This is a genomic window from Planococcus sp. TJ-201, from assembly GCF_058268495.1.
Genome location: NZ_JBZDOG010000005.1, coordinates 235692 through 262252 on the forward strand (window position 1 = coordinate 235692; position 26561 = coordinate 262252).

A 26561-nucleotide genomic window follows, 5' to 3' on the forward strand; every position below is an offset into this window, starting at 1 on the left:
CGGCTGCTTCCGCTTTTCTTTTTGTCCAGCTTCAGCAGCCAGCCCCTCGAGTCGCTTCAGCCTTTCCAGCAATGGCGAAGACCGCCATTACCGGCAAGGCTTCCAGCGCTTGTCGGGACTAAACGGCTGCTTCCGCTTTTCTTTTTTCAATCCAAATTTCTTACTTGGATTGGCTGCAGGTCTTGCTGAAGATTTTTTCTGTGTCTTTCGTATTGCAGCGGCAGCATCAATGCTTCGCCGAGCGATTCTGGAGATTCATCTATTGCAAATCCTGGGGAATCAGTTGCGATTTCAAATAAAATGTCTCCGTATTCCCGGAAGTAGATGGCGTTAAAGTAATTGCGGTCCTGAACAGGGGTTACACCCAATCCATAAGCCTCCACATGTTCTTTCCAGTCGAGTTGATCGGCATCATCTTGTGCACGCCAAGCAATGTGGTGGACCGTTCCAACACCCATTTGTCCGGTTCCGACTGGAGACAATTTCACATCAATGATATTGCCCAAGTCGCTTGCTGCGCGGAAACGCAAGAGATCGCCTTCTTCTCCGATTTTCTCAAGACCCATAACTGTTTCCAATAATTCAGCCGTTTTGTCAGCATTGGCTGTAAACAAAGTGGCTCCACCAAATCCTTTGATCGCAACTCCTTCTTCCACTTCACCGATAGTCCAGCTGTTTGGCTCTCCCTGTTCTCTTTCGACCAGTTCCAAATGCAAGCCATGCGGGTCATCAAATGTTAAGTACTGCTCTTCAAAACGCTGTGTTTTTGAAAATGGCACTTTGAATTTTTCCAATCTGTTTTCCCAGAAAGTTAAAGCTCCAACAGGTACTGCATAGGTGGTGACACCCACTTGTCCATCTCCAATTTTGCCTTTATAGGCATCTCCCCATGGAAAGAACGTGATGACGGTTCCCGGTTTCGCGGTTTCATCACCAAAATACAAGTGATACGTTCCTGGATCATCAAAATTTACTGTTTTCTTAACCAATCGCAAACCCAATATTCCTGCGTAAAAGTCCACATTTTCCTGCGGGTCACCAACAATTGCGGTAATGTGGTGAATTCCCATTGACTTCTTCGTCATTCTTCAGCACTCCTTTAGTGTTAAATCTATGTGCCTATCTTACCATCATATTATCTCGAATTAAAAGTATTGACGCTCGTATCTAAAATTGGATTTTGTAGATCAAACTATCATTTCGGTCGATTGTCTTTATGCTGTTCCAACTGCTCTTCTCTTTGATTCTTGATTTCCTCCAAACTTTCTTTGCTATCTTCCTTATCTTCTTCAATTTCTTGTTTGATTTGATGTTCTTCAGTTTTAGAAATATTCGACTTTTCCTGTTCTATTTCTATTTGCTCTTTCTGCTGTTCTTTAATTTCCTCAACTTTTTCTACATCATCCTGATATTGCTCTTCCACTTCAGAGGTAGAAGGCAGAAACGGGTCTTCGTTGAAATCTACTCGTCTGCCATAACGCAGCATATCGTAAATAATCAGTCCATTGTTTGGCATTCCATTAGCTGTTTTCATTGGGACAATATCAAACAATACATAGTAAAATGCATAAAAAACAAACCGGTCCCAAAAAGTGGCATACTCTTCCAGCATGCCATTCGCTAATAAGGCGTTTATTGTAACGGCCACTACCAGATTCACTAGAATTGGACCCGCGTAAAGCGATACGTAGGCAAACTTCCCTTCTCTTTTCAATGAATCATACGAATACCAGCTATACAAATGATAATATTTTCGTATATCGAACATCCCTATTTTAATAATCCTTGCCCCCGAGCCAATTGTCATCCGCGGGTTTTTAACACCCAAGATCAAGCTCATCAACAAATAACCGGATTCTCTTAAAAAGACTACAACCGGTAAAATAATAAATGCAGAAATTACTAATGAAACTAAATCAGCTAATCCGAACATTCGCTCACTCCTTCTCGAAAGCTCAAAAAGCTCTACCTCATAAGTTACCCGTATTATGTTTCATTCCTGCTTATCTAGCATTACAAACATGTTTCAATTTAATAAATTTAATCTGTTTTCTACTATCTTTTTCGTGTTAGCATAGCTATTATATAAAGAAGTGAAAAATCACAGACAGTTCGAAAATTTTAGGTTGCATCTTGTTAAGTGAGGTAGTACATATTCAGTCGTCGTTGCAATTAGCAATAAAAATTCACTTTAAAGGGTGGGTACTTTGGGAGCTAAACTCATACATTGGAATCGAAAAAAATGGATCATCCCTTTTTTCCTGATAGCGCTATTATTTGGAGCGGTCACTTTTGGAGAAATCACCTCTTCTCCCGATGCTTCTGCTTCCATACAAATTGCAGGATCTGCTGCCTTCAGCTCCCCACCCAACATCAATGAAATCAATAAGCGGGTCCACATTGTTAAAAACTTGTCCTACAGCGAATCGACTAACAGCTTTTTGGATGTTTATTATCCTAAACACGCAGCCGCTTCCATGCCAGTCATTTTGTGGATTCATGGAGGGGGCTATGTCGGCGGCTCTAAAGAAAGTCGTCAAGACTATGCAATGGCTTTAGCGAATGCTGGCTACGTAGTGGCGAATATTGATTATGCATTAGCCCCAGAGTCTCTTTATCCAGGTCCAGTTGTTCAGGCAAATAAAGCACTCGCTTATATGCAGCTTCATGCTGCTGAATACGGCGGCGACATGAACCGTGTGTTTATAGGCGGTGATTCAGCAGGAGCACAGATCGCCAGTCAAGTTGCCGCGCTTGTGTCAAGCGTAGAATTGGCTGAAACAATGGCAATTCAACCAGCCGTTTCCACCAGTCAACTTCGAGGAACATTGCTTTTGTGTGGCTTGTACAACTTAGACTCAGTCAGAGCCACTGCGTTCCCCAATATCGATGTTTATTTATCAGCTTACACAGGAGCAGAGCCATTCGAATCATTCCAGAGGATTGATGAACTGTCGACGGTCCAACATGTCACTTCTGACTTTCCGCCCGCCTTTATCACAGTCGGTGATGCAGATCCTTTTGTGTCGCAATCCACTGAACTGGCAGATGTTCTGCAATCCCATAATGTTCAGGTCAGTTCCGTCTTTTTTGAAGGTACCCAAAAAAACCTGAAGCACGAGTATCAATACGATTTAAGCACAAAAGATGCACGGGAAACGCTCGACAAAACTCTTCAATTCCTTTTCATCCACAGCCAATAAAACAAAAAAAAAAACGAGCAAGCCACTTATTTGTGGCTTGCTAGTTAGAGCTTGCAGATAAAAGAATATTTACAAGACAAAATGAATAAAGTATCATTTGGTCGGGTTTTATACGGAATCCTGCGCTCCAGACGGACGCTTTCCGCGGACGAAGCGCTGAGCCTCCTCGTCGCAAGCTCCTGCGGGGTCTCATCACTCCGTTCTCCCGCAGGAGTCGCCGTCTTGCGCTCCGAATTCTTGCGTGAAGTAATGAACAAGATTGTCGGAACTCGTGTAACTTAGAAATGACGAGCAGGCTTTTCTCTTCGATTAGAACCACACGCTCCCAACCGGGCTGGCCGCGTAGACTCCTGTGGCCCAGCGAGAGCTGAAGACCCCGCAGGAACGGCAGTGACGAGGAGGCTGAAGCTTGAGCCCACGGAAAGCGAAGTGGCCGGACCGGTTGGGACTATGCACGGCCATTCATTTTGGTAAGCCTTTGTCTACAGTCTGAAACGAGCAAGCCACTTATTTGTGGCTTGCTCGTTGTTATTTATCCTTGATTTATGGCGCTTTCCCTTACAATAGCTGCAGCGCGTTTCCGTTTTTTAGAAGGCAGCATGTTAAACAAGATATTCAGAACAATAGCAGTAACACTGCCGGCAACGATTCCGTTACTTGTCAAAATTTGAATGCTCGAAGGCAGTTGAACAAACAACTCAGGAACTACAGTAACCCCAAGTCCGATTCCGACTGCACAGGCAATAATCATGGAATTCTCTTGAGACTCGGTAATGATTGTGCTCAGCATTTTTATCCCCTGTGCAATGACCATCCCAAACATCGCAATCATGGCTCCGCCTAGGACAGATGGGGGGATAATCGTTGTCACAGCTGCAATTTTTGGAACAAATCCGAGAGTAATCAGCATAATGCCCGCAATCAGAATGATTTTGCGTGACTTGACGCCAGACATTTGGATCAATCCCACGTTTTGTGAAAATGCAGTATACGGAAACGAGTTGAATATTCCTCCCAATATAATGGCTAATCCTTCTGCTCGGTATCCTTTTGCCAAGTCTTTCTCGGCAATTTTCTTTTTCGTAATGTCACCAAGTGCAAAGTAAACGCCCGTCGATTCTACCAATGACACCATTGCGACCAAAATCATCGTCAAAATAGCTGGCCATTCAAAAGTCGGTGCTCCAAAATAAAAAGGTTCTACCATGTGGAAGTACGAGGCATCAGCGATAGGAGAAAAATCTACTTTTCCGTAAAAAGCAGCAACAATCGTTCCCACAACCAATCCCACCAAAATAGAAATGGCTCTCAGAAAACCTGTAGAAAACCGGTACATGAGCACGATAAAAAAGAGAGTACCGAAAGACAGTCCAATATTGACGAGTGATCCAAAATCACTTGCTCCCTGTCCGCCCCCCATATTGTTGATAGCTACAGGAATTAACGTGATTCCGATGATGGTAACTACTGTTCCAGTAACAACCGGCGGGAAAAATCGAACCAAGCTGCCGAAAAATCCGCTGATTAAAACTACGAACACTCCCGAAACGAGAATTGCTCCGTAAATAGCGGAAATGCCATATTGCCCTCCAATGGCAATCATCGGTCCAACCGCAGTAAACGTACAGCCAAGAACAACCGGAAGGCCTATGCCAAAAAAACGATTGCTGACAATTTGAAGAATGGTGGCTACACCGCAAAGCAGAATATCAATTGCAACCAGGTACGTCAATTGTTCAGCTGTCAGCCCAAGAGCCTCCCCGACAATAAGCGGCACCAAAACCGCTCCTGCGTACATGGCCAGTACATGTTGAAATCCTAAAGCTGTTTCGCCCAGTGCTTTTTTCATTGGTTTTTCTCCTCCTCTAAAAATGTCACTTGCCCATTTTCCAAAGATGAAATGTTTGCCAATGTTTCCACACGGATGCCGCGCTCTCGAAGCAAGCTTCCCCCGGGTTGAAACCCTTTTTCGATGACAATACCAATTCCAGCCAATCTTGCGCCTGCTTGTTCAACAATGTCCAATAAACCAAGTGCTGCTTGGCCATTGGCAAGAAAATCGTCCATCACCAACACCACGTCGTCTTTCTGCAGAAAATCTTTTGACACTGAAATTTCAGTGGTTTCATTTTTTGTATACGAGTGAACACTTGCTGTGTATAAATGATCCACTAATGTCAGGGATTTGCGCTTTCTTGCAAAAACCGCTGGTACACCTAAAACCAACCCTGTCATCATTGCAGGTGCGATTCCAGAGGACTCCAAAGTTAAAATTTTTGTGATGCCGCCTTCTTTAAAACGCAAAGCGAATTCTTCACCAATCGCCTGCATTAGCGGTGGGTCAATTTGATGATTTAAAAATGAATCTACTTTCAATACCGACTCCGACAAGACTTTGCCGTCCGATAAAATTTTGTCTTTTAACTTTTTCATGCTGTCAGCTCCTATTCTGTCACGGCTGAAGACATAAAAAAAGCCCTCAGAACGTGCATCCATCCATACCATGAGTGGAGCAATGTCCTTCGAGCTTGAATTCGAAAGGAAACAAAAAGAAAAGACGCCTAAAAAGGCGCAATTTTCATGCTTCGTTGCTTCTCATAGTCAGTTCGTTTACGGCAAACCGGTAGAAACTTGCGGGCCATATCCCCGCGATTATATGAGTAAATTGTATTTGAATGGTTTCATTATAGCACGCTGTTTTCGCATTTCAACAGAGCTGCAACTTAAAAAAGTATTCCTTTTATTCAGATAAAACAATCCTTTACTCGTCTTTCTCTTCCCATAAATGCTTGCCCAACTCTTGGCGAATTGTATCCGGAATTGCCTCGGATTCCTGAGCATTCAAGTTGTAATTCACGTAGACCGCAACATTTTTCGCACAAAGATTGCCGTCTTGATGCAGCTCTTCATACAATTCAAGACTGCTGCTGCCAATTTTTTTGACCCAGACATGTACTTCAACGTCTCGCCCGTAATAAAGTTGTCCTACAAATTCTAAAGTGGTTTTAACGATGACCATTTTCCAGTTCGTAAAATCATGATCAGGTGTAAACAGATCAAATATTGGCTTTCTGCCTGCTTCAAACCATACAGGCAAGGTCGTATTGTTGATATGCCCAACCGCATCTGTCTCGGAAACTCTTGGCGTCACTATTGTTTTATACATAAACGCTCTCCTAAACTTATTAGTTTTTTATTCGCAGGTATTGCAAAACCAAATCACTAAAAAAGATGGCACCGATTTGGCAGCCACCTTTCCTCGTTTAATTGTTGATGTATTTTTCAAACACATCGCCAAAATCTTTAACATGGTACTGGTTGCGAACAGAAGTCATCCAAGTAAAACCAAAGTCAGTCAGCTTTGAGTACTGATCATCCAATGCCACTTCTCCGGTTCTGGAATTTTGAAGCACAGTCACTGCTTTTTCCAGGCTATCATTGGCCATACCAATAATGATTGAGTTTTCATGAGTATTTTCCGCAATTCTTAACAATGATTTGTACAGATCGGTTAAGCGATCTGCCTGCTGTTTTTGAACATCGATTTTAAATGGAATGGTTCCTACAACAAAAGCAATTTCTACATCCAAATCGATTTTTCCAGCAGTTTCAAGAACCACACCTGAAATCGTGTATTGGGAATACGGATAGCGTTTTAATGTGCGTTTGGACGACATTGCACTATCTCCATCAACATGAATAATGGCAAGGTTCGTGAAGCAGTATTCGTCGGCTTTTGTCTTGATCAAAAAATAAATTTTTTCTCCATCTTCATACATGACATAATCATCAGAATCCGTTTTGTCAAAATCTTGCGGATCAATAATTTTTCCGATATCTGATAAACCCAGTGCTTCTGAAGCCATCTTTTTAAACATCTCGCCCATTCCCCTTTTTCCTTGTGATAGTGGTTCGTTCAAATTTAGTGTATCAAAGAAACATACGAAGGACATCAACAAAAGGAAATTCCATTTTCCAAATTCCTCAAAATGAAACTAGCTGCCCATCAGTCACTTTACTCAACTCTTCATCTAGTTAGCTGACTTGCCTTCAGTTCTATCTACTTTATAAGTAAATTCCATATCTACTTCCTTCTCTGCAGGGATGCGTACACGAAACTCCAGTTCATTTGACTGTACCAACTCATAGTCATGACTCGACGATTCCATCTGCCAAATCCGTTCGTGAATTTGATGATTAACCTCAATTCGCACGTATTCCGATTTTTGGTTTTGCAGTTTGTATACATACGTCACATAGTCAGACTGGCCATGTCGTTCACGCTTTTTCTCCCAGCTTTTGCTGACGATATCAAATGCTTCACCTGTGGAAAAAGATATTTTTTGCTGTGGTGCAGTGTGGCCAATGGCATTTTCTCCGGCAAATTCCATTTCTCCATCCAGGTCCTGTTCATATACTTTGATAATCCCTTTAGGCAGGGGAATACCAAGATTATTTTCAACTGTATTGTCAAACTCCACAATCACCTTCGCCTGCTGGCTGTCAGGCGTCACTTTATACAGCTTACGGAAAACCACGTTCTGTACGTTTTGGAAACTGATTTGCTTTACCTGTCCGTTCAGCAAGGTTACTGGATTCGCAATGCTATACGTGTGATAATCAGCAAAGCTATGTTCCCGGAAAGAAGATTCCGGTTCCTCGGCTTGCGCAAACAGCCTTGCCTGTGCATGTAATGGATGTGATTGCACATAGCGGCTAACCTTGCCAGCAATTAATTTGAAGCGGCTGTCAAAAAAACTAATCCCGCTGTTATTGGACAGTTGGACCCATCCCAAGAGATTTAGCTCGGCTCCACGAATCTCCGCGACATAACTGGCATGCCACTCCAAGCCTTGAGTCAAATAGGAAATTTTCGCTTCCACATCTGACTCTATCGAAGCGACTTTCCATACTAATGCAGGTTTCGTCAATAGCCCTTCCGGCAAGGATGGCAAAATGAGTTCACCTATTGGATCAATCACGACTTCTTTCGTGTCGACGCGTTCTCCAACAAGACTCCCGGAAACGCTGAGCAAGCGGATCTGCATCTCCTCATTGAGTTCCGCATTTCTTACCGTAATAACATCATCAATGTATTTTTCCAAAAGTTTTTCTTTGCTGATGACATTGTAATTATGGCTTTGTTCCAAAACGTGCAGACCATCGATCAACACCGATTCTGCCTCAATCCCTGAGGCGACATCCATAAATTGAATTTCAGTCACTTCTGCATTCCCCGGAATTATTCGCGTCTCTTTGATCAATCCGAATCCGTCATTGTAGACGGTCAAACTTAAAGCTGCCTGATGCTCACGCGTTGACTGGAATTTCATGCGGACCTCTCCTTTGCTAAGAGCTAATTTTCCTATTCAAAGTCGAACCTTAAACTCATTTCGGTGATTGATTAAAATACTGCTTTAAGTAAGCGATTGTATCCAACCTGCATGCTTCTGTTAGAGGAGACTTTTTTGGATGGACCAAATCGCCATAGAGCAGCTCTTCTAAAAATCGCAGTTCCCCTTGGTGCCTTTTGTCTTTTTGAGAATCATAAACTTCTATTTTTATGTAAATCGCCGTTCCTTGCTCAATAAAATCAATGACGGTAATTTGGCATGCCACCTTAATTTCACTACTTTCCTGTTTGCTGTTAACGGACTTTTTCCAGATGCGCCATCAGACTCATCCAATTTTCCCGTTCCTCACTGTTTGGATCATGAACAAGCACATTTTCACGATTAAAGATCATGACGGGACGATTTTCAAGATTATACGCATCCCACTCAGAAAGATGGGGTGTGTTTGGATTGCCACTTCGGGCAAAGCGAATCCAGGATTGATGCATCTCTTCCGCCAATTTCTTTCGCTCTTTTAAATTCCCCGTTAATCGCTCTGTACCAGCTCTTGAAAGATTGTTCCAAATAAATGGCAGCTCCAATCCGTGGCAAGCTTTTAGCTGTCCATCAAATGCAGGGGTTTCCCAATCAAAGCGATACATCCATACCGAGGCCCTTTGTTTGATCTGCAGTTCTGCAAGTTTTAAAGCCGGGAATGTAAACAAGCTCATCGTCATCAGCTTGTCGTATATATTCTGATTCAGTTCTTCCACGTTTATCAGGTGTTGTGAAATTTCCAGCCAGTTGAGGCCAAATGCCTGTTCGAAAATAGATGAAATTTCTTTTGGAGTGGAATCTTTCCATCGGCTATCAAAAAAGCTGAAAAGACGGTATTCATCTTTGTTCGTGCCGATCAACACCGGAATTTCTGCCGCCGCCCCTTCAGCTATCGCCCGCTCTGGATGGACCGGAAGCAAGTCTCCTTCAACCACAGGAATCAGGCTCATCGCTGGCAGTAAAGCAGCTGTATCTACTAACTGCTGAGCCGGAATCTTTCTAAGTTTGTCCACTTCACCATGCCCAATATTCAAAGCAGACAAAAGGCGGCTGCTTACCTTTTCAGCAGTGGAGGAGGCGAGCACATTGGCCGCGGCGCCGCTTTGCATAATTGCCTGATGGAACAATCCTTTTGCTTTTGGAACTGCCATTAGAACACCAATACTCATGGCTCCTGCAGATTCTCCAAAAACCGTTACACGCTCTGGATCGCCGCCAAACCTCTCAATATTGTCCTGTACCCATTGAAGAGCTGCAATTTGGTCCAAAATCCCACAGTTGCAGGATCCTGAGAAATCATCACCACCGATACCGCCTAAATGCAAAAAGCCGAGAGCGCCTAAGCGGTAATTGAATGTCACCACTACAACATCTCCTTCAGCCGCGAAGGAACGTCCATCATAGGTCTGGCTAGTACCCGTCCCGGCCGTAAAAGCACCGCCATGAATCCATACCATAACCGGGCGGCGCCGGTTGTCCGCAGCCGGTGACCAGACATTTAAATACAGACAATCTTCACTGGAATTGTCTGTTTGGTTTCCTAAAAACTCCATCACTCCATTGGATGTTTGCATAGCAGCCGGACCGAACAACTCAGCTTCGCGCACTTCTTCCCATGGTTCTGGAGGCTGCGGTGCTCGAAAACGCAGATCATCGATAGGCGGCTTAGCGTAGGGAATTCCTTTCCAGACAGTCACATTGCCTTTTTTCTGGCCTTTTAGTTTTCCATATATACTTTCAACAATGGTTGATGTCATAGTTTTCTCCCCTTACTGGTAATGCTTTGTTCCCCTATATTCTACCATTCATCTTCTTAAATAACCTTTTTTATCTGATTATTAAGTATTATTAAGAATACTTTTTTCTGGCTGTGCACACAAAAAAGACCCGGCATTTTACCGGGTCTTCAGCATTCAAAATAAACCGACAGCTCCTCCATCGTCAGTAACGTCCATACTCATTGCAGCCGGTTTCTTAGGCAAACCTGGCATGGTCATAATATCCCCTGTCAGGCAGACTAGAAATCCAGCACCCAATTTCGGCAGTATTTCCCGAATCGTAATGGTAAACCCTTCAGGACGGCCCAGCAATTTAGGTTGGTCCGATAGCGAATACTGGGTTTTGGCCATGCAGATTGGCAAGGAGTCCCAGCCGTATTTTTTCAATTCGACCAACTGCTTTTGCGCAAGGTCCGATAACTGAATATCTGCTCCGCCGTAAACTTTTTGAACAATCGCACGAAGTTTGTCTTCGATGTCATCGTCTTCCTGATACAAGTGATGGAAATCAGTCGGACGCGCCAATTCCTGTTTGACTAACTTAGCCAGGGCAATTCCACCCTGCCCGCCTTTTTCCCAGACCTCTGTCATAGCGATAGCAACACCTTCTGCCTCCGCCCAGTCCAGAACAACTGCTAATTCCGATTCACTGTCGCCCGCAAAACGATTCAACGCAACAACCGGCTCAATGCCAAATTGACGGATGGTGTCCACATGCTTTTCTAAGTTAACCATTCCCTGCTTCACCGCATGGGCATTTTCTTCAGCCAATAGATTTTTTGCAATACCGCCATGCATTTTCAGCGCACGGACCGTCGCTACAATGACGACCGCATCGGGATGGAACCCACCTTTTCGCGACTTGATGTGCATAAACTTTTCTGCACCTAGGTCTGCTCCAAATCCCGCTTCGGTGACGACGATATCTGCCAGTCTTCTTGCTGTATTCGTCGCAATCAACGAGTTGCAGCCATGGGCAATGTTTGCAAATGGCCCTCCGTGAATGATGGCCGGTGTTCCTTCAATTGTCTGAACCAGGTTCGGTTTAAAAGCTTCTTTCAACAATAATGTTAGAGCTCCTTCTACGCCCAGGTCTCTAACCGTGATCGGCTCCCGGTCATACGTATAGCCAATGACCATCTGCGCCAGGCGCTCTTTCAAATCTCCCAAAGAAGATGCTAGGCAAAGCACGGCCATAATTTCTGATGCCACCGTAATGTCGAAGCCGTCCTGACGCGGTATTCCCTGTCCAGGACCACCAAGACCAATTGTCACCTGGCGCAGTGCCCGGTCATTAATATCAAGCGCTCGCTTCCATGTGATGCGCCGTGGATCAATGTTTAACTGATTTCCTTGATGAAGGTGATTGTCGATCAATGCAGCCAAGGCGTTATTTGCTGAAGTGATGGCGTGAATATCTCCTGTAAAATGGAGATTGATATCTTCCATCGGCAAGACTTGTGCAAATCCGCCGCCCGTAGCCCCGCCTTTCACACCCATAACTGGACCTAAAGAAGGTTCCCGCAGCGCGACTGCGACTGATTCATCCAATTGTTTAAACGCATCTGCCAACCCAACGGTCACAGTGGACTTCCCTTCTCCTGCAGGAGTCGGGCTGATGGCGGTCACGAGTACCACTTGCCCCATTTTTTGAACCGGCGGCAGTTGATCTACATTGATTTTCGCTTTAAAGTTTCCGTATAATTCCAAGGCTTCTTTAGAGATACCCGCCTGTTCAGCTATTTCCAAAATCGGCAGTATTGTTGCTTCGCTCGCAATTGATAAATCCGTAAACGCCATGAATCCGATCCCAACTTTCAATTTTTTATTCAGTATAACCTGTTTTTACTAAAATAAAAAATAGCCGCTTCTCCAAACTTCGGAGAAACGGCTATTTGTACTTGTATGAAGCAAAATTTCCAACTGAAAACCGCTTTATTTTTTTGTAAGATCTGTTTGCTTTTCTTTGTTTTGCTTTTCTTCTAACTCAAATTCTGACGTCACATCATCCATCACTTCTTTAGTTGAGTTTTTAAACTCTTTCAAAGTTTGGCCCACTGCTCGCCCTAATTGCGGCAACTTAGCTGGTCCAAAGATGATTAAGGCAATGATTAAAATTAATATCAACCCAGGCACTCCAATATTCGGCATCTGTATTTCCTCCTTTGCTAGGCAATTTCGTTTTCAATTCGCTGGTTCATCTTTCTCAATGTCACACTTGATACCAAAATACTGATTTCAAACAAAACAAATAACGGAATGATGATTAAAACATCTGACAGAAAATCCGGCGGTGAAATTAAAACACCAATGACTACTAAAACAAAATAAGCAATTTTCCGCATATTCCGTAAAGACATAGGTGTGACTATGCCCAATTTGGTCAAGAACATGATGACAACGGGCATTTCAAACACAATTCCTACCGGAATGATCAAATTAAACATGAATGTAAAGTATTGGCTCATCCCATAAGTTTCAGTGGCACCAATAGACTGGTTGATGTCTGACATAAAATTCAGCATCATCGGAAACAAAATAAAGTAACTAAAACTGACTCCTGCCAAAAACAAAAAAAATGATACGGGAATAAATAAAAATGTTCCTTTAGCTTCACCTTCTGACAAGCCTGGTTTTACAAACAGCCAAATTTGGTGGAGGAGTACCGGCAATGTGATGAGAATTGCGAGAAGCAATGCACATTTAAAATAAATCATAATACCGTCAGTAAAACCAAAAACATTCCAATCTACATTGACTGCCGTCGGCTGCATTTTGATGAAGTTCAAAATTTTGGCCGCGATGGCAAATCCAATTCCTAGAGAAACGATAAACGCAACCGCAATTACAATGAGCCGCTTTCTTAACTCTGTTAAGTGCTCAATGAGAGTAAATTCTTGTTCCATGTTCCTTACCCACCTATTTGCTTGAATGTGGAAACCCGTTATGGAAACGCGGACGAAACACAGTGCATTTCAACAAAACCGAATTTCTAAGTCAAAGTTTTATCAAAATAGTGATTGACGTTTCTTTCCACTTGTTATTATACTCTTCATAAACGATTTGTAAATCATATATTTATGGTTATCGAATTTTTGTTGAGGCAGGTGATTTACATGACAAAATACAACGATGAAGAATTAAGAATGGTCAACCAATTGCTTTTGGCCATTTTCTTGGTAGGTGATTTCTCGTACTTCCTTTTTCTAAACAATACTGTTTTTCCTTGGTTTGCTCTAGCAGGATCTTCAGCTGGACTTGCCATTATCGTATTATGTTGGACAGGGACTAAATATCTTTTCTTTAATATCAGCCTGATTTTGGCAACAGTAGCCTTTTCATTGGTTTTTAACTGGAGTTCATTTTTTTAAGAAGATTGTTTAAAAAGAAGTTTCTGCCTTATGGCAAGAATCTTCTTTTTTGTTCCATTCATAACCATAAGTATATTTATTCATGGATAAATAAGTATTATTTTTAATGCTTGCATCGGCGTATAATCTTAATTTATGTGTATAGAATCGTTTTTTCATATTACATAAATCAAAAGATAAAGCTTAGAAATAGAGATTTCCCTGTTTTACTTTAAAGAAATTGGAGGTTTTCATGTGGCTGATAACAGCAATACACAAGTCGGCAAAAAAGGAACAACAAGACGCGATTTTTTAAAAAATTCCGGACTGACAGTCGGAGGCGTTGTTTTAGGAGGTGCAATTGGAAGTTTATTCGGAAGCAACAGTACAACACCCACACAACAAACAGCACCTGCTGCACCTGCGCTGACCGTCAATCCTTCAGTGGCATTAATGTTCTTTACACCCGCTCAATACCAACTGACTCAGGCAGCTGCGGAACGCATTTATCCCAAAGATGATAACGGACCCGGCGCCATGGATTTGAACGCCGCCATTTACATCGACCACCAACTTGCCGGTGCTTGGGGCATCAACTCCAAAGAATATATGGCGGGGCCTTTTTACAAAGCAGAAGAAACCCAAGGCAGCCAAATTCGCATTCTACGAAAAGACCTCTTTCTTATGGGATTGGCTGCTTTAAACACTTACAGCAATAAAACGTTTGAAGCGAGCTTTACTGACCTTGAAGCTGAACAACAAGACGAGGTATTAACGGCTTTCAGTGAAGACAAGGCTTCGGAGATTTCAAAAGTGCCTTCAAGCAGCTTTTTCAGCCTGCTGCGCAGTTTGACAATTGAAGGGGTTTACGCTGATCCACTATATGGCGGCAACAAAGAAATGCAGGGCTGGGCGATGCGCAAATACCCGGGCACTCGCTTGAGCTTTGCACAAGAAATACAAAACAGTGATTTTGTTCAATTGGACCCGGAGAGCCTTACAAGCCACATGGGTCATTAATGATAGATAGGAAGGATTGATTAACTATGGTGACCAAATTACCAAAAGTACCGGTCGTGGTTGTCGGCATGGGATGGGCAGGCGGCATTGTTTCATCTGAACTGACTAAAGCAGGCATCTCCGTTGTCGGGCTTGAGCGCGGCAAAGACCGGAATACCAGTGATTACACGATGGCCCACGATGAATTGCGTTATCAGCACCGCGAAGAATTGATGCAGGACCTTTCCAAAGAAACCATTACAAGCCGGAATAACGAAAAGATGCGTGCCCTCCCGATGCGGGATTACGGAACATTTATCGTTGGAGACGGCGTTGGCGGAGCCGGAAGCCATTGGAATGGGCAAACTTACCGCTTTCTTCCATATGACTTTGAAATCAAGACTATGACTGAAGAACGTTATGGGCCTGACAAAATCAGCCCCGACATGCCGCTTCAAAACTGGGGAATTACTTACGATGAAATTGAACCTTATTACGATACATTCGAAAAAATGGCGGGAATCTCTGGAGAAACAGTAGAGGGGTTCGGTTATGGCCCACGCTCAAACCCTTATCCAACCGGTCCAATGCTCAAAACACCGATTATGGAAATGTTTGAAACAGCCACAAAAAACTTAGGTTACTCTCCATATATACTGCCTTCAGGCAACCTTTCAGAAGCTTACGAAAATCCGGATGGCATTTCCCGTGCTGCCTGCCAGTATTGTGCATACTGCGAAAACTTCGGCTGTGAATATGGCGCCAAAGCTGACCCGGCAGTTACAGTCATTCCTGTCGCAAAACAAACCGGCAACTTGGACCTTCGCACACACTCCAATGTAATCGAAATCTTAAACGATGGATCTAGAGCAACAGGCGTCATTTATGTCGACACCATCACAGGGGAAGAATTCGAACAGCCGGCCGAAGTCGTCGTTGTAGCAAGCTACGTGTTCAACAACGTCCGCCTCTTGCTGAACTCCGGTTTAGGCCGTCCCTACAATTCCGCGAACCAGACAGGATCCATCGGCAAAAACTATTGCTACCAGGTCAGTTCCGCTTCTTCCATGATGTTTTTTGAAGATAAGGAGTTTAATCTATATGGTGGCGCAGGCGCGCTTGGCATTGAAATCCCTGATTTTGTCGGTGATGCATTTGATCATTCTGACTTGAACTTCCTTCACGGTGCAGGTATACGCGTCACTCAATACGGCAATCGGCCAATCGCCAACAATGTCGTTCCTGCGGGGACTCCAGCATGGGGCGCGGAATTTAAATCTGCATCAATCAAATACGCAAACAGCTTTTTTCCGGTAAAATCGCAAGGGGCGAGTATGCCGCATCGCTATAATTACCTGGACTTGGATCCCGAGTACAAGGATGCCTACGGCAAACCGTTGCTGCGCATGACTTTCGATTACACCGAACAGGACCGTGAACTGGTGAAATACATTTCGAAGGTCACCCATAAAATTGCTGAAGAAATTGGTGCTGACATTATTCAAACAAACGAAGAACAAGGTGACTTTAACGTCAATAAAGACACCAATACCCACAATACGGGCGGTGTTATCATGGGTGCAGACCCTGAAACATCCGCAGTCAACAGCTATATGCAAATGTGGGATGCCGAAAATGTTTTTGTTGTCGGATCTTCCGCTTTCCCGCATAATAGCGCGTTCAACCCTACAGGCACTTTAGGTGCGCTTTCTTACCGAGCAGCGGAAGGAATTCAACGCTTCCTAAAAGATGGCGGCTCTCTCGTCTAAACCAATCAAAAAAGCTTCAGGCTCTCTAGCAGAGCCTGAAGCTTTTTTGTGTATTTGCCGGATAAGGCTTGGATGTACTACAATGTGTTCAGCATCAGAAAGCTTTTAGAGAGGAGAAAAAGACATGGATTTTCTGCAATTAAAATATTTTCAAGAAGTAGCAAAATACCAGCATCTGACAAAAGCTGCTCAAGCGCTTAATGTATCTCAACCAGCACTTAGCAAAACCATTGCCAAACTGGAAACTCGTCTAGGCTACCAGTTGTTCGATCGCACCGGCCGGCAAATTCGCTTGAACTCTTTGGGTCAAGCCTATTTAAAAACTGTCGATAGGATTTTTCTGGAACTGCAAAAAAGCGAGAAAGAACTGGCTTTTTTGACCGAAAAACAAAATCGCTTGATTTCAGTAGCAGTCACCATTCCGACCATTCTCCCCGAACTGTTGGGCGGTTTCCTGAAAATACATCCTCAAGCTCAATTTCGCCAATACCAGGCTTTTGCCCAGCGCATGCAAAGCCAGCTTGAAAGCGGGGAGATCGATGTCGGCATTTCCACTTTTCCCATCCAAGGAGAAAACATTGAATGGTATCCCATTATAGAAGAGGAGATTCTGTTGGCAGTGCCATTATCTCACCCACTCGCTTCACGCAAAAGCATTGAGCTGACAGAAGTGCAAAATGATCCATTTATCGTTATGCCTCCAGGCTATGGATTTCGCGATTTAACGGAAAACTTTTGTGCACAAGCAGGCTTTTATCCTGACTTTGCCTTCGAGGGAGACGAAACAGGGGTCACTTACGAATTGGTTGAGAAAGGATTGGGGGTTGCCTTTAGCCCATCCTTAATCCGAAGCAAACGCATCTCTTCTCTTCAATTGAAAGAATTAAAAATTTCCGAACCAAGATGCACCCGTTCGGTAGGGCTCGTTTGGCACAAAGAGCGCAGCCAAACAGATACCGTAAAGGAATTCATTGCTTATACCATTGCCTTTTTAGAAGAACAGAAACAGCAAGCTTCAGCAGCCAAAGCAAGGGATTAGAAACGCACATCCCCGATAATCGTCAGTTCTGGGAAATCTTCTTCTACTGTTGCCAATAAATCATTTTCCTCCAGCTGTTCGTACAATTCTTCCTCATCCGCTTTTCGGACCGGTTCTAAATTTTCGGTGAGGTCATGAAACTTAAGAATGTATTTTTTCTGGCCATTTTTAGTCAGCACATAAACATCCAATGGATCGTACTTCACCACTTCTTTTAACTGCTGGTGCTCGAGAATCGATGCAGCATCCAGTTTATTGAAATGGGTATAAAGGAAGCTTTCCGAGCGTCCTTCTTCCGCTGAAATAAAACTCATTTTTGCATGATGGCGGTTGATAAAGCGCTCCGATAGTGACTGGTGAAACGTGATGGTTTCCCATTCTACGTCGTTGCTGTATTTTTCGATAAACCGTTCAGACAAAATCTGATGACGCGTCACTAATGTCCAATCGACTTGACGGGCATGACGATGGATTAACGGCATCGGCAAATACTGATAACGGCATAGCTCTGGCCACGATAATTTGTGGTGATGCTTTTCAATAAATGCCGGTGACAGTCCTTTTGAGTTGGCCAGCTGCTGCTTCATTGAAACAAGCCTCCAGTATTCTGCCTCATCAAAGGATTCACCTTCTTTTTCTGCTGTTTTTTGTTGCTTTTTACTCAATTCTTCTGGAGCAATCGGAGTCCATTTCTTTTTATCTGCATACTTCTCAATGGCGGTTTCGGAAAGCTTTTGCGCTTGAATGATCTCGTTCCAAAACAAACGATTTTTGTACTTGCGAATAAAGCCTTCTGATAGTTTCTGGAAACGTGAAACCAGCTTCCAATTCACTTGGTCCAGGTTTTCTTTAATGAATTTTTCCGATAACTGCTCTTCCTGGCAAATCTGATTCCACGAAATTGAGCGCTTGTCTGTCAACTCTTTTGCGTCCATTAGTTCAGTTAAGGAATTAAACATATAAACCACTCTCTCTTTGCATTTTGATAGTGTCTATAGTAACATGCCTTAACGCGAAAAACCCGCACACCGGTCGAAACCGGGATGCGGATATTGTTTTTCTATCGTTCTTCCTGTTGTTCCCTTTCTTCCAGATTGTCCTGCAGATTCGAAATTCTTCCGCTGTCTGCCATTTCCATTTCATTTTCTTGTTCTCTCTGTTCCTTTTCCAGCTGTTTTTGCTTTAGTTCCTCTAAATTTTTGTTTTTTGCCATCATAATCTCTCCTCAAATTTCTTATTTTTATTCCCAATGCTCTCCATTATTCAGAGACTTCTGCGGATGCCACTAAAATTGCTTCAGGCGTTTCTTAAAATGCGAAAGGATGCCTCGCTGCTTTTATTACCGTGGCAGGGAGACATCCTTCATTTGAGCTTATTGCTTTTTCTTTTTGACAATTGCGACGGTACATCTTGACACACATATCAGTTTTTCTTCTTCATCGACAATTTTAATATCCCAAACCATCGTGGTCCTGCCTATATGCAATGGTGTACCGGTAGCAGTTACCAGTCCGTCCTGTTTGCCGCGCAAGTGATTGGCATTGATTTCCAAACCGACAGCAATTTCGGTTTCCTGATCGATGGACTCCCAGGTCCCGACACTGGCAACCGATTCTGCCAACACGACGGAAGCCCCGCCGTGCAGCTGTCCGAAAGGCTGATGTGTAGCTGCGTGAACAGGCATGGTTGCAACTACTTTGTCCGGGGTAACTTCAATGAATTCGATTCCTAATACACCTGCAATTGTTTCTTCCAAAGGCTTCATTTGCATACTGGCAGTCTCCTTTTTTATCTACCGTTCCTCAAGCTTTGCTTTTTGCGTAAAGTTCACGCAGAAGGAACTTTTGTATTTTCCCGCTGGCATTGCGCGGCAATTCATCGACAAAGCGATAAGTTCTTGGCCGCTTGAAACGTGCCAATTTTTCATTGTTGAGGCAAAACTCCTCCAGCTGCTGCTCTGTCAATAAGGCATCTTTAACAACAATAAAGGCCATAACGGCTTCTCCCCATTTTTCATCAGGAATTCCCAGCACGGCAACGTCCTGAACCAGTTCATGTTCATGCAGAACGTCTTCTACTTCACGCGGATAAATATTTTCTCCGCCACTGATGATCATATCATCCACTCGATCAGCCACAAACAAATAGCCATCCTCATCCAGATACCCCAAATCACTCGTATGGTACCAACCTTTGTATAATACGCGGGAAGTGGCTTGTGGACGGTGGAAATAGCCAGCCATCATGCTTGGCCCGCGAACAATGATTTCCCCGACTTCAAATATCCCTACTTGCTCATCCGGCTCTGAAGGTCCTTTTTCATTTGGCCGAACAATACGGATTTCATGGTTGAAGGCAGGCTTGCCGGCAGATCCTGCTTTCGTTAACTGCTCATCTTCAGCAAGAAACGTAATAGCTGGACCCATTTCCGTTTGGCCGTATGCCTGAATCAAATTGATTCCCAGTACTTCTTTAACGTGTTTGACCAGTACAGGGGCCATTGGAGCCGCACCATACAATCCACGCTGCAAAGTTTTGACTTTTTCATTTGCTCCGTCCAAATCTGCCATCATGCTCCACATTGTTGGCACGGCAAACATCACTGTAACTTTTTCTTTCTCCACTGTGTCCACAGCTTCCTGCGGGTTGAATTGATGCATGATGACGCTCGAGGCTCCTGCTTGAACGCGCGGAATTACGCAGCAATGCAGCTCAGCACAATGAAACATCGGCGCAATAACCAGTCCCACGTCGTTTTTCGTATACTTCAGCATGGCAATACAGGTCAGGCTTTGTTCAGCCATATCACGATGGCGATGAATGACTCCTTTTGGGCGTCCTGTTGTTCCGCTCGTATACATAATAGCGTAAGTATCGAGCTCATCGACCTGCACATAAGGATCCGTCGCTGATGCCCTGCTTACCTGCTCCTGATAACTCACCGCATAGTCCGGAACTTTGTCATCTATAAACCAAAATTGGATACTCGGAAAATGGGCAGCAACGCTTTTGATGGTATCTTCTAAAGCTTCCTCGAACAAAACGATTTCAGGGGTTGCATCATTCAAAATATACACCAACTCCTCTGGCTTTAGGCGGAAGTTAATGGGATTAAACACAGCACCAATTTTTGCACAAGCAAACAGCACGGTAGGCAATTCGCGATTATTGAACAAAAAAGTTGAAACCCGATCGCCTTTACTGACGCCCGCCGAAGTTAGCGCATTCGCTAAGCGGTGAACTTCTTTGCGCCATTGCGCGTAAGTCCAGCTTTCCCCTCTTCTGATATCCACCAACGCTTTTTTATCCGGGTACTGATCTGCTGTCTGATCAAAGATTTTACCGAGTGTCGCGTACATACTTTGCTTCTCCTCCTCTAATGAAATCTTCTTAGTTCATTTCAATTCATAATGTCAGAAAATAAGTAATATTGCAACAATTCAAAGACTCATCTTTGTGTAAGAAATTAGTCCCTTTTTTTGATAACGTTTACGAATATCAAAAGCCGATGCTAATCACCTGAGCATAGCTCTCCTAAATGACGAAAAGACAGTCTTCTTCAGTTCGTTCCAAGACGATTAAGATGGGTGGGATAAAAGGTCTTCCCCTTTTAGAAACTAACTCTTTTAAGTAATTTAGTTGAATAGAAATTTGGTGATATATCTTTCAGAAAGAAATAGTAATTATACTTTTCGTAGTAATTTAGTATTTGCTATTAACTTTCGGAGATTATAGTCGATATTTTTAATATAAGAATCAGCATTTTTCAAAAAACGCCTAATTAGAAAAACTTGAAGTTGAATAATATAGAACGGTAAATATCCTACTTATATCTTTGTAACACAAATGTAATATTGAAACTTATTGCCTATACTAATTTAATTATATAGAATTAAGGAAATTACAGATAATAGATTGAATTGTCTATCAATAGAAAAGAAAAAGGGGTTTGAGGATGAGAAAAATTATTTTTACGTTATTTGCAGCCGCTGCTTTGTCGTTGGCCATTGGTACTTCGGATACCGAGGCCAGTGATTATACCGTTAAACCAGGAGATACTTTATGGAAAGTCGCATCCACTAATAAGGTCTCAGTTGATCAGTTGATTTCTTGGAACAAGTTATCTTCCAATTCGATTTATCCAAATCAGAAAATTAAAGTTTCTGCAGCCTCAACTCCGGCCGCATCTCCACAAAAAGTTAGTGCACCTAAATCATCTGCCAACTCTGTGAATACATATACGGTAAAAACAGGAGACACTCTGTCCCATATAGCCCGTATCCACAGCATGAGTGTTAGCTCCATCCAACAGTTGAACAAGTTGTCCGACAGCAATATCCGCCCCGGGCAAAAATTAACCGTTAGTGGCCAGGCGTCGGCACCGACCGCAAAACCCCCTGCAGCAGCTCCAGTGGTTTCTAAAACCAGTACATATCGCGTAGCCAGTGGCGATACACTATCAAATATCGCGAAACGCCACGGCAGTTCTGTTTCACAACTAATGAGCTTGAATGGCCTAACCACAAGTTCAATCCGAATTGGCCAAGTCTTAAAGGTTGATGGCAGTTCGGCAACTAAACAGCCTGTAACCGTTTCTAACCCCGTCTCTGCTGCACCTGCAACACCAGGCAATATTTCAACTCTTATTGCTACCGCTAACTCATTGCTGGGCACACCTTATAAATGGGGTGGTGCAGCGCCAGGCGGTTTCGATTGCAGCGGCTTCATTTACCATGTTTATAATCAGGCGGGGATTAGTGTCCCAAGAACAAGCACTACCGGCTATGACGCGATATCTTATAACGTAAGTTCTCCTCTAGTCGGCGATTTAGTGTTTTTTAAAGATACATACCGCGCTGGGATTTCACATATGGGCATTTATATCGGCAACAACAGCTTTATTCATGCTGGCGGGGATCGTGTTCAAATCACTAGTTTGAACGACAGCTATTGGAGCAAACATGTCGACAGCTATCAGCGCCTCAATGTGATGAGATAGCCTCCAGAATCTTGACCTAAAAACTAAGCAACATAAATAGAACCGATTATAAAAAAAGAAGAGCGACGCTGGCAGTGATCAGCGTCGCTCTTCTTTTTTCCGCTCAAACAGCGAATTGACACCAGTAATCTTTCGCTAATTATAATCATTATCACTTAATATTGATTTTAATTTAAAAACTGGTATTATTAAGAATGTAGTGTTTTATATAAAAAAAGAAAACGAGGTGTTTGATTTATGAGTACAAACAAAACAGGATTAACAACCAGCTGGGGTGCTCCAGTCGGAGACAATCAAAATTCCCAAACAGCCGGACAACGCGGTCCTATCCTTCTACAGGATGTCCATCTTCTTGAAAAGCTTGCGCATTTCAACAGAGAACGAATTCCTGAGCGTGTAGTACATGCCAAAGGCGCTGGCGCTCATGGTTATTTTGAAGTAACTCACGATGTTTCCAAATATACAAAGGCTGCTTTCTTATCTGAAGTTGGCAAGAAAACAGACATGTTTGCCCGCTTCTCAACCGTTGCTGGTGAACTGGGATCTGCGGATACCGTCCGTGATCCGCGTGGTTTTTCTTTGAAGTTTTATACAGAAGAAGGAAACTATGATTTAGTTGGCAACAACACGCCCATTTTCTTCATCCAAGACGCAATTAAATTTCCTGATTTTATCCATACACAAAAACGCGACCCACGCACGCACTTGAAAAACCCGAACGCAGTATGGGACTTCTGGTCATTATCACCAGAATCATTGCACCAGGTGACTTATTTGATGGGTGACCGCGGAATTCCGGCTACTCTTCGCCACATGCACGGTTTCGGCAGCCACACATTCAAATGGACAAACGCAGAAGGCGAATCCGTTTGGATCAAATACCATATGCTTACTGAACAAGGCATTCAAAACATCACTCAGGAAGTAGCTGACAAAATTGCCGGTGAAAATCCCGATTTCCATACCGAAGACTTGTTCAATGCGATTGAACAAGGCGACTTCCCTGAATGGAAAATGTATGTCCAAGTTATGCCTTTAGAAGATGCAAACACATATCGCTTCGACCCATTTGATGTAACAAAAACATGGTCTCACAAAGACTATCCGTTAATGGAAGTTGGCCGCATGGTGCTTAACCGCAATCCGGAAAACTATTTTGCTGAAGTGGAGCAGGCGACTTTCTCTCCAGGCACATTGGTTCCTGGCATTGACGTATCACCGGATAAAATGCTGCAAGGCCGGTTGTTTGCCTACCACGATGCTCATCGTCACCGTGTCGGCGCTAACCACCAGATGCTGCCGATCAATGCAGCAAAAAACCAAGTCAACAACTACCAGCGCGATGGCCAAATGAACTTTGGCAATAATGGCGGCGGTTCTGTTTATTACGAGCCAAACAGCTATGGCGGCCCTACTGAAACTGAAGCGGCTAAACCGGCGAAGATGGAAGTATCTGGCGTTACAGATTCAGTCCCTTACTTTAAAGAAGATCATTACACGCAGCCAGGCGATCTTTACCGTCTGCAAAGTGCTGAAGAGCAGGAACGCCTTGTTGCAACTTTCGTCGGCGGCTTAAGCGCTGTTGAACGGGATGACATCAAGCTTCGCCAAATCAGCCATTTGTACAAAGCAGATGCTGAATTCGGCACACGTGTAGCAGATGGCCTTGGACTTGCTGTTCCTGACCTTACGGAAACAAAATAAATACTCAATAACCTAACACCTATATTCTCAATTAGCCATTTATCCGATACTGGATAGATGGCTTTTTTATTTCCTCACAAAAAAAAGAAGCCAGTTGCGGCTTCTTTTTCACTTCTATTCTACATCAACCAATTGGTTGGCAATGATTTTCGCCAAATCAGAACCATTTTGTATACAAGCGCCAATTCCCACTCCAAAGTAGGAAGATCCGGCCAGTTTGACACGAGGAACTAACTCTTCCATTTTCAGCTCCAGTGCGCTGATCGCGGTTTTATGGGCCATATGGTAATTGGGCATCAAGTTTTTCCAGCCCGTCACTTCAACTGCTATAGGTGCTTCTTCAATGCCCAAGCTTTTGCGGACGTCTTCCATTGCTGCTTTCGCCAGTTCCTCTTCTGATAAGTCTTTTAAGAGCCCATAAGATGGATGGGAGCTCTTATAAAACAGACGCACCAGCAATTTATGGCTTTTTGACGTATGGCTCCATTTCCGGCTCGTCCAAGTGCAGGCATTGCAATGCAAATCACTTCCCTGCGAGACGATGAATCCCGTCCCGTCTTTCGGAAGCTGCTCGTCTGGTACATCAAACCCAAGATAAACACTGAGTAAAGAAGAATTCAGGAACTGATCAAACTCGAGATCCAACTCAGGAATTCCTAAAAGTTGTTGAGCAACTTGGTGAGGTGTTGCCAAAATTACATAATCGGCTTCTAATACTTCTCCATTCTCCAATGCCACCAGGTAGCCTCCGCCGTTTTTTTGGACCGACGTGGTTCCCACACCTTTCACGATACGGGCTTGTCCTGACTGTTTCTCCATCTCATCAATCAACACTTGCATGCCGCCATCAAATGAGATGAACTTCTTATTGGCAGTCCCTTGAAAAAACTCCTTGTTGGCTTCGAAGCCTTTGATGATGCTGCCGTATTTATTTTTGTAATCCACCAGATACGGCAAAGTAGACGCCAAAGTCAGTTCGTGGAGATTACCCGAATACACACCAGACAATACCGGCGCAATTTGATTGTCCACCAACTCTTTGCCGAGAAACGCTTCGAGGAATTCTCCAATTGAACTGTCTCGCGTGAAGCTTTCATTGACGCTGTCAAGATCCTTCAACGCTGCCTGCTTGCCCTCTTCTGACACGAGTGTTGAACTAAGCAGCGCTTCTTTGTTCATTGGGATGCCGAACACCGTATCTTTCGGAATGGCGTGCAGCACATTGTTCGCATATAAATAGGAAATACCCGTGCCGTTGTACACAACCCGGTCCTCGAGTCCCAGATCTTCAATCAACGGCATAATGCTGGCATGACGTGCAACAATCGAATCTGCCCCGACTTCCATAATGAATTCATCATCTATTACAGTTTTTATTTTCCCACCTAATTGCGGATCCCGCTCAACTAATGCCAATTCCAGATCAAGGTTCTCCCGCAGGTTCAGCTTCTGTAAATAATACAAAGCGGAAAGGCCAGTAATGCCTCCACCGATAACTACAGCTTTTTTCAACTTTATCCACTCCTTGCTTATGCTTACATTCTACCAATATTTCAGCCTGGCAGCAGGGATCTTTTTGTCTTTTTTGACACGCTTTCTCCCTTCTCCGTGGTAGGATAATGGATAGAGACCCGCATTTTTTATGCGGAAGGGAGAGACGTTTAATGATGAATGCTATTGACCAGAATATCATAGAGAGACGCTCAATCAAAAAATTCAAGGTTGATGCGGTCAATGTGGAAGAAATTATTGAACTGCTAAATGTTGCCAAATGGGCACCCAATCATAAAGTAAACGAGCCTTGGCGTTTTCAGCTGTATACAGAAGCCGGCAAGGAAAAGTTCGTTCAGGCATTTATTGACTCCATGCGCACCCCGGATGGAGAAGTTCCACCCAAAGTCTTCAATAAAGCGGATTACTTCCGCAGCATTCCGCTGCACCTGGTCGTTATCATGCCGGAAGATCCGAGGCAAAGAAGATGGGATGAGGACTATGGCGCCGTTTCATCCATGCTGCAAAACTTCCAGCTGGCAGCTTGGGAGCGCGGCATTGGCATGATTTGGCGCTCCAACGACTGGATTTACAATCCGGTGTTCCGTGAAGCCATTGGTGTGAAACCGGGCGAAAAAATCGTGGCGACGATGATGATCGGCTACCCTGCGCACGTTCCTGCCAAACAGGAGCGGACGGATATTCGCGAAAAATTGACGATTATCAGCGAATAACAGAAACTTGCAAAGAGAAGGTGCAACTGCGCCTTCTCTTTTTATTTATTGAAAAGTCATAGCTGTATAAGCACTTTAATTAGTTTATTTTTATGGGAACTATTT

The 26561-nt window shown here is 43.6% G+C and carries 25 protein-coding genes and 1 riboswitch; of the genes, 8 read left to right on the forward strand and 17 right to left on the reverse strand.

Features of this window, described 5'->3' with window-relative positions; all coding sequences use genetic code 11:
- Positions 1 to 146: 146 nt before the first annotated feature.
- Positions 147 to 1085, reverse strand: coding sequence for a ring-cleaving dioxygenase (locus tag AC4EG4_RS13840; protein WP_490979531.1), 939 nt, complete (start codon positions 1083 to 1085; stop codon positions 147 to 149).
- 110 nt (positions 1086 to 1195) lie between these two features.
- Entirely contained in the window at positions 1196 to 1933 is a 738-nt protein-coding gene (locus AC4EG4_RS13845; protein ID WP_490979530.1) for a hypothetical protein, read from the reverse strand.
- Positions 1934 to 2198: 265 nt separating this feature from the next.
- On the opposite strand from AC4EG4_RS13845, the gene AC4EG4_RS13850 reads away from it, so the two are divergent.
- On the forward strand, positions 2199 to 3203 hold the full coding sequence (locus tag AC4EG4_RS13850; RefSeq protein WP_490988139.1) for an alpha/beta hydrolase: 1005 nt from the start codon (positions 2199 to 2201) through the stop codon (positions 3201 to 3203).
- Between the two features lie 532 nt (positions 3204 to 3735).
- Here AC4EG4_RS13850 and AC4EG4_RS13855 read toward each other — a convergent pair.
- The 10 genes from AC4EG4_RS13855 to tatC all read right to left on the reverse strand — a co-directional run bounded on the left by AC4EG4_RS13855 (position 3736) and on the right by tatC (position 13277).
- Positions 3736 to 5052, reverse strand: a complete 1317-nt coding sequence (locus AC4EG4_RS13855) for a nucleobase:cation symporter-2 family protein (protein ID WP_490979528.1) — start codon at positions 5050 to 5052, stop codon at positions 3736 to 3738.
- Positions 5049 to 5636: a xanthine phosphoribosyltransferase gene (locus AC4EG4_RS13860; protein ID WP_490988140.1), complete on the reverse strand. Its 588-nt coding sequence runs from the start codon at positions 5634 to 5636 to the stop codon at positions 5049 to 5051. Before AC4EG4_RS13860 ends, AC4EG4_RS13855 begins: the two co-directional genes overlap by 4 nt.
- Positions 5637 to 5781: 145 nt before the next feature.
- Positions 5782 to 5883: riboswitch (purine riboswitch) on the reverse strand.
- Between the two features lie 81 nt (positions 5884 to 5964).
- Complete coding sequence (locus AC4EG4_RS13865) at positions 5965 to 6369, reverse strand: acyl-CoA thioesterase (protein ID WP_490979526.1); 405 nt, start codon at positions 6367 to 6369, stop codon at positions 5965 to 5967.
- 97 nt (positions 6370 to 6466) lie between these two features.
- On the reverse strand, positions 6467 to 7081 hold the full coding sequence (locus AC4EG4_RS13870) for a PH domain-containing protein (protein WP_490988141.1): 615 nt from the start codon (positions 7079 to 7081) through the stop codon (positions 6467 to 6469).
- Between the two features lie 153 nt (positions 7082 to 7234).
- The gene (locus AC4EG4_RS13875) at positions 7235 to 8536 is read right to left on the reverse strand and encodes a DUF4139 domain-containing protein (RefSeq protein ID WP_490988142.1); all 1302 of its coding nucleotides are present in this window, start codon (positions 8534 to 8536) and stop codon (positions 7235 to 7237) included.
- Positions 8537 to 8591: 55 nt separating this feature from the next.
- Positions 8592 to 8822 carry a hypothetical protein gene (locus tag AC4EG4_RS13880; RefSeq protein ID WP_490988143.1) on the reverse strand — a complete coding sequence of 77 codons (231 nt, stop codon included), beginning with the start codon at positions 8820 to 8822 and terminating at the stop codon, positions 8592 to 8594.
- Positions 8823 to 8850: 28 nt separating this feature from the next.
- Positions 8851 to 10350, reverse strand: coding sequence for a carboxylesterase/lipase family protein (locus tag AC4EG4_RS13885; RefSeq protein ID WP_490988144.1), 1500 nt, complete (start codon positions 10348 to 10350; stop codon positions 8851 to 8853).
- Positions 10351 to 10506: 156 nt separating this feature from the next.
- Positions 10507 to 12171, reverse strand: coding sequence for a formate--tetrahydrofolate ligase (locus tag AC4EG4_RS13890; RefSeq protein WP_490988145.1), 1665 nt, complete (start codon positions 12169 to 12171; stop codon positions 10507 to 10509).
- A 135-nt stretch (positions 12172 to 12306) separates the two neighbouring features.
- A complete protein-coding gene (tatA, locus tag AC4EG4_RS13895; protein WP_185960020.1) occupies positions 12307 to 12522 on the reverse strand; it encodes a twin-arginine translocase TatA/TatE family subunit in 216 nt (71 codons plus the stop codon).
- 17 nt (positions 12523 to 12539) lie between these two features.
- Entirely contained in the window at positions 12540 to 13277 is a 738-nt protein-coding gene (tatC, locus tag AC4EG4_RS13900; RefSeq protein WP_490988146.1) for a twin-arginine translocase subunit TatC, read from the reverse strand.
- Between the two features lie 210 nt (positions 13278 to 13487).
- Between tatC and AC4EG4_RS13905 the strand changes: the two genes are divergently transcribed.
- The 4 genes from AC4EG4_RS13905 to AC4EG4_RS13920 all read left to right on the forward strand — a co-directional run bounded on the left by AC4EG4_RS13905 (position 13488) and on the right by AC4EG4_RS13920 (position 17528).
- Entirely contained in the window at positions 13488 to 13742 is a 255-nt protein-coding gene (locus AC4EG4_RS13905) for a hypothetical protein (RefSeq protein ID WP_490988147.1), read from the forward strand.
- 234 nt (positions 13743 to 13976) lie between these two features.
- Complete coding sequence (locus tag AC4EG4_RS13910; protein WP_490988148.1) at positions 13977 to 14741, forward strand: gluconate 2-dehydrogenase subunit 3 family protein; 765 nt, start codon at positions 13977 to 13979, stop codon at positions 14739 to 14741.
- Between the two features lie 26 nt (positions 14742 to 14767).
- Entirely contained in the window at positions 14768 to 16489 is a 1722-nt protein-coding gene (locus tag AC4EG4_RS13915; RefSeq protein WP_490988149.1) for a GMC family oxidoreductase, read from the forward strand.
- A gap of 124 nt (positions 16490 to 16613) precedes the next feature.
- A complete protein-coding gene (locus AC4EG4_RS13920; RefSeq protein ID WP_490988150.1) occupies positions 16614 to 17528 on the forward strand; it encodes a LysR family transcriptional regulator in 915 nt (304 codons plus the stop codon).
- On the opposite strand, the gene AC4EG4_RS13925 is transcribed toward AC4EG4_RS13920, so the two are convergent.
- From AC4EG4_RS13925 to AC4EG4_RS13940, 4 genes are all read right to left on the reverse strand, one after another.
- Entirely contained in the window at positions 17525 to 18487 is a 963-nt protein-coding gene (locus AC4EG4_RS13925; RefSeq protein ID WP_490979515.1) for a hypothetical protein, read from the reverse strand. The two genes, AC4EG4_RS13920 and AC4EG4_RS13925, sit on opposite strands and share 4 nt — an antisense overlap.
- A 101-nt stretch (positions 18488 to 18588) precedes the next feature.
- Positions 18589 to 18741: a hypothetical protein gene (locus AC4EG4_RS13930; protein WP_490979514.1), complete on the reverse strand. Its 153-nt coding sequence runs from the start codon at positions 18739 to 18741 to the stop codon at positions 18589 to 18591.
- 159 nt (positions 18742 to 18900) lie between these two features.
- A complete protein-coding gene (locus AC4EG4_RS13935) occupies positions 18901 to 19299 on the reverse strand; it encodes a hotdog fold thioesterase (RefSeq protein WP_490979513.1) in 399 nt (132 codons plus the stop codon).
- A gap of 31 nt (positions 19300 to 19330) precedes the next feature.
- On the reverse strand, positions 19331 to 20887 hold the full coding sequence (locus tag AC4EG4_RS13940) for a fatty acid--CoA ligase (RefSeq protein ID WP_490988151.1): 1557 nt from the start codon (positions 20885 to 20887) through the stop codon (positions 19331 to 19333).
- A gap of 596 nt (positions 20888 to 21483) precedes the next feature.
- Here AC4EG4_RS13940 and AC4EG4_RS13945 point away from each other — a divergent pair.
- Together AC4EG4_RS13945 and katA are read left to right on the forward strand one after the other, a co-directional pair.
- The gene (locus tag AC4EG4_RS13945) at positions 21484 to 22527 is read left to right on the forward strand and encodes a C40 family peptidase (RefSeq protein WP_490979766.1); all 1044 of its coding nucleotides are present in this window, start codon (positions 21484 to 21486) and stop codon (positions 22525 to 22527) included.
- Between the two features lie 237 nt (positions 22528 to 22764).
- Entirely contained in the window at positions 22765 to 24231 is a 1467-nt protein-coding gene (gene katA / locus AC4EG4_RS13950; protein ID WP_490988152.1) for a catalase KatA, read from the forward strand.
- A gap of 114 nt (positions 24232 to 24345) precedes the next feature.
- Here katA and AC4EG4_RS13955 read toward each other — a convergent pair whose 3' ends face one another.
- The gene (locus AC4EG4_RS13955; RefSeq protein ID WP_490988153.1) at positions 24346 to 25743 is read right to left on the reverse strand and encodes a protoporphyrinogen oxidase; all 1398 of its coding nucleotides are present in this window, start codon (positions 25741 to 25743) and stop codon (positions 24346 to 24348) included.
- Positions 25744 to 25898: 155 nt separating this feature from the next.
- Between AC4EG4_RS13955 and AC4EG4_RS13960 the strand changes: the two genes are divergently transcribed.
- A complete protein-coding gene (locus AC4EG4_RS13960; protein WP_490979765.1) occupies positions 25899 to 26456 on the forward strand; it encodes a nitroreductase family protein in 558 nt (185 codons plus the stop codon).
- Positions 26457 to 26561 lie beyond the last annotated feature (105 nt).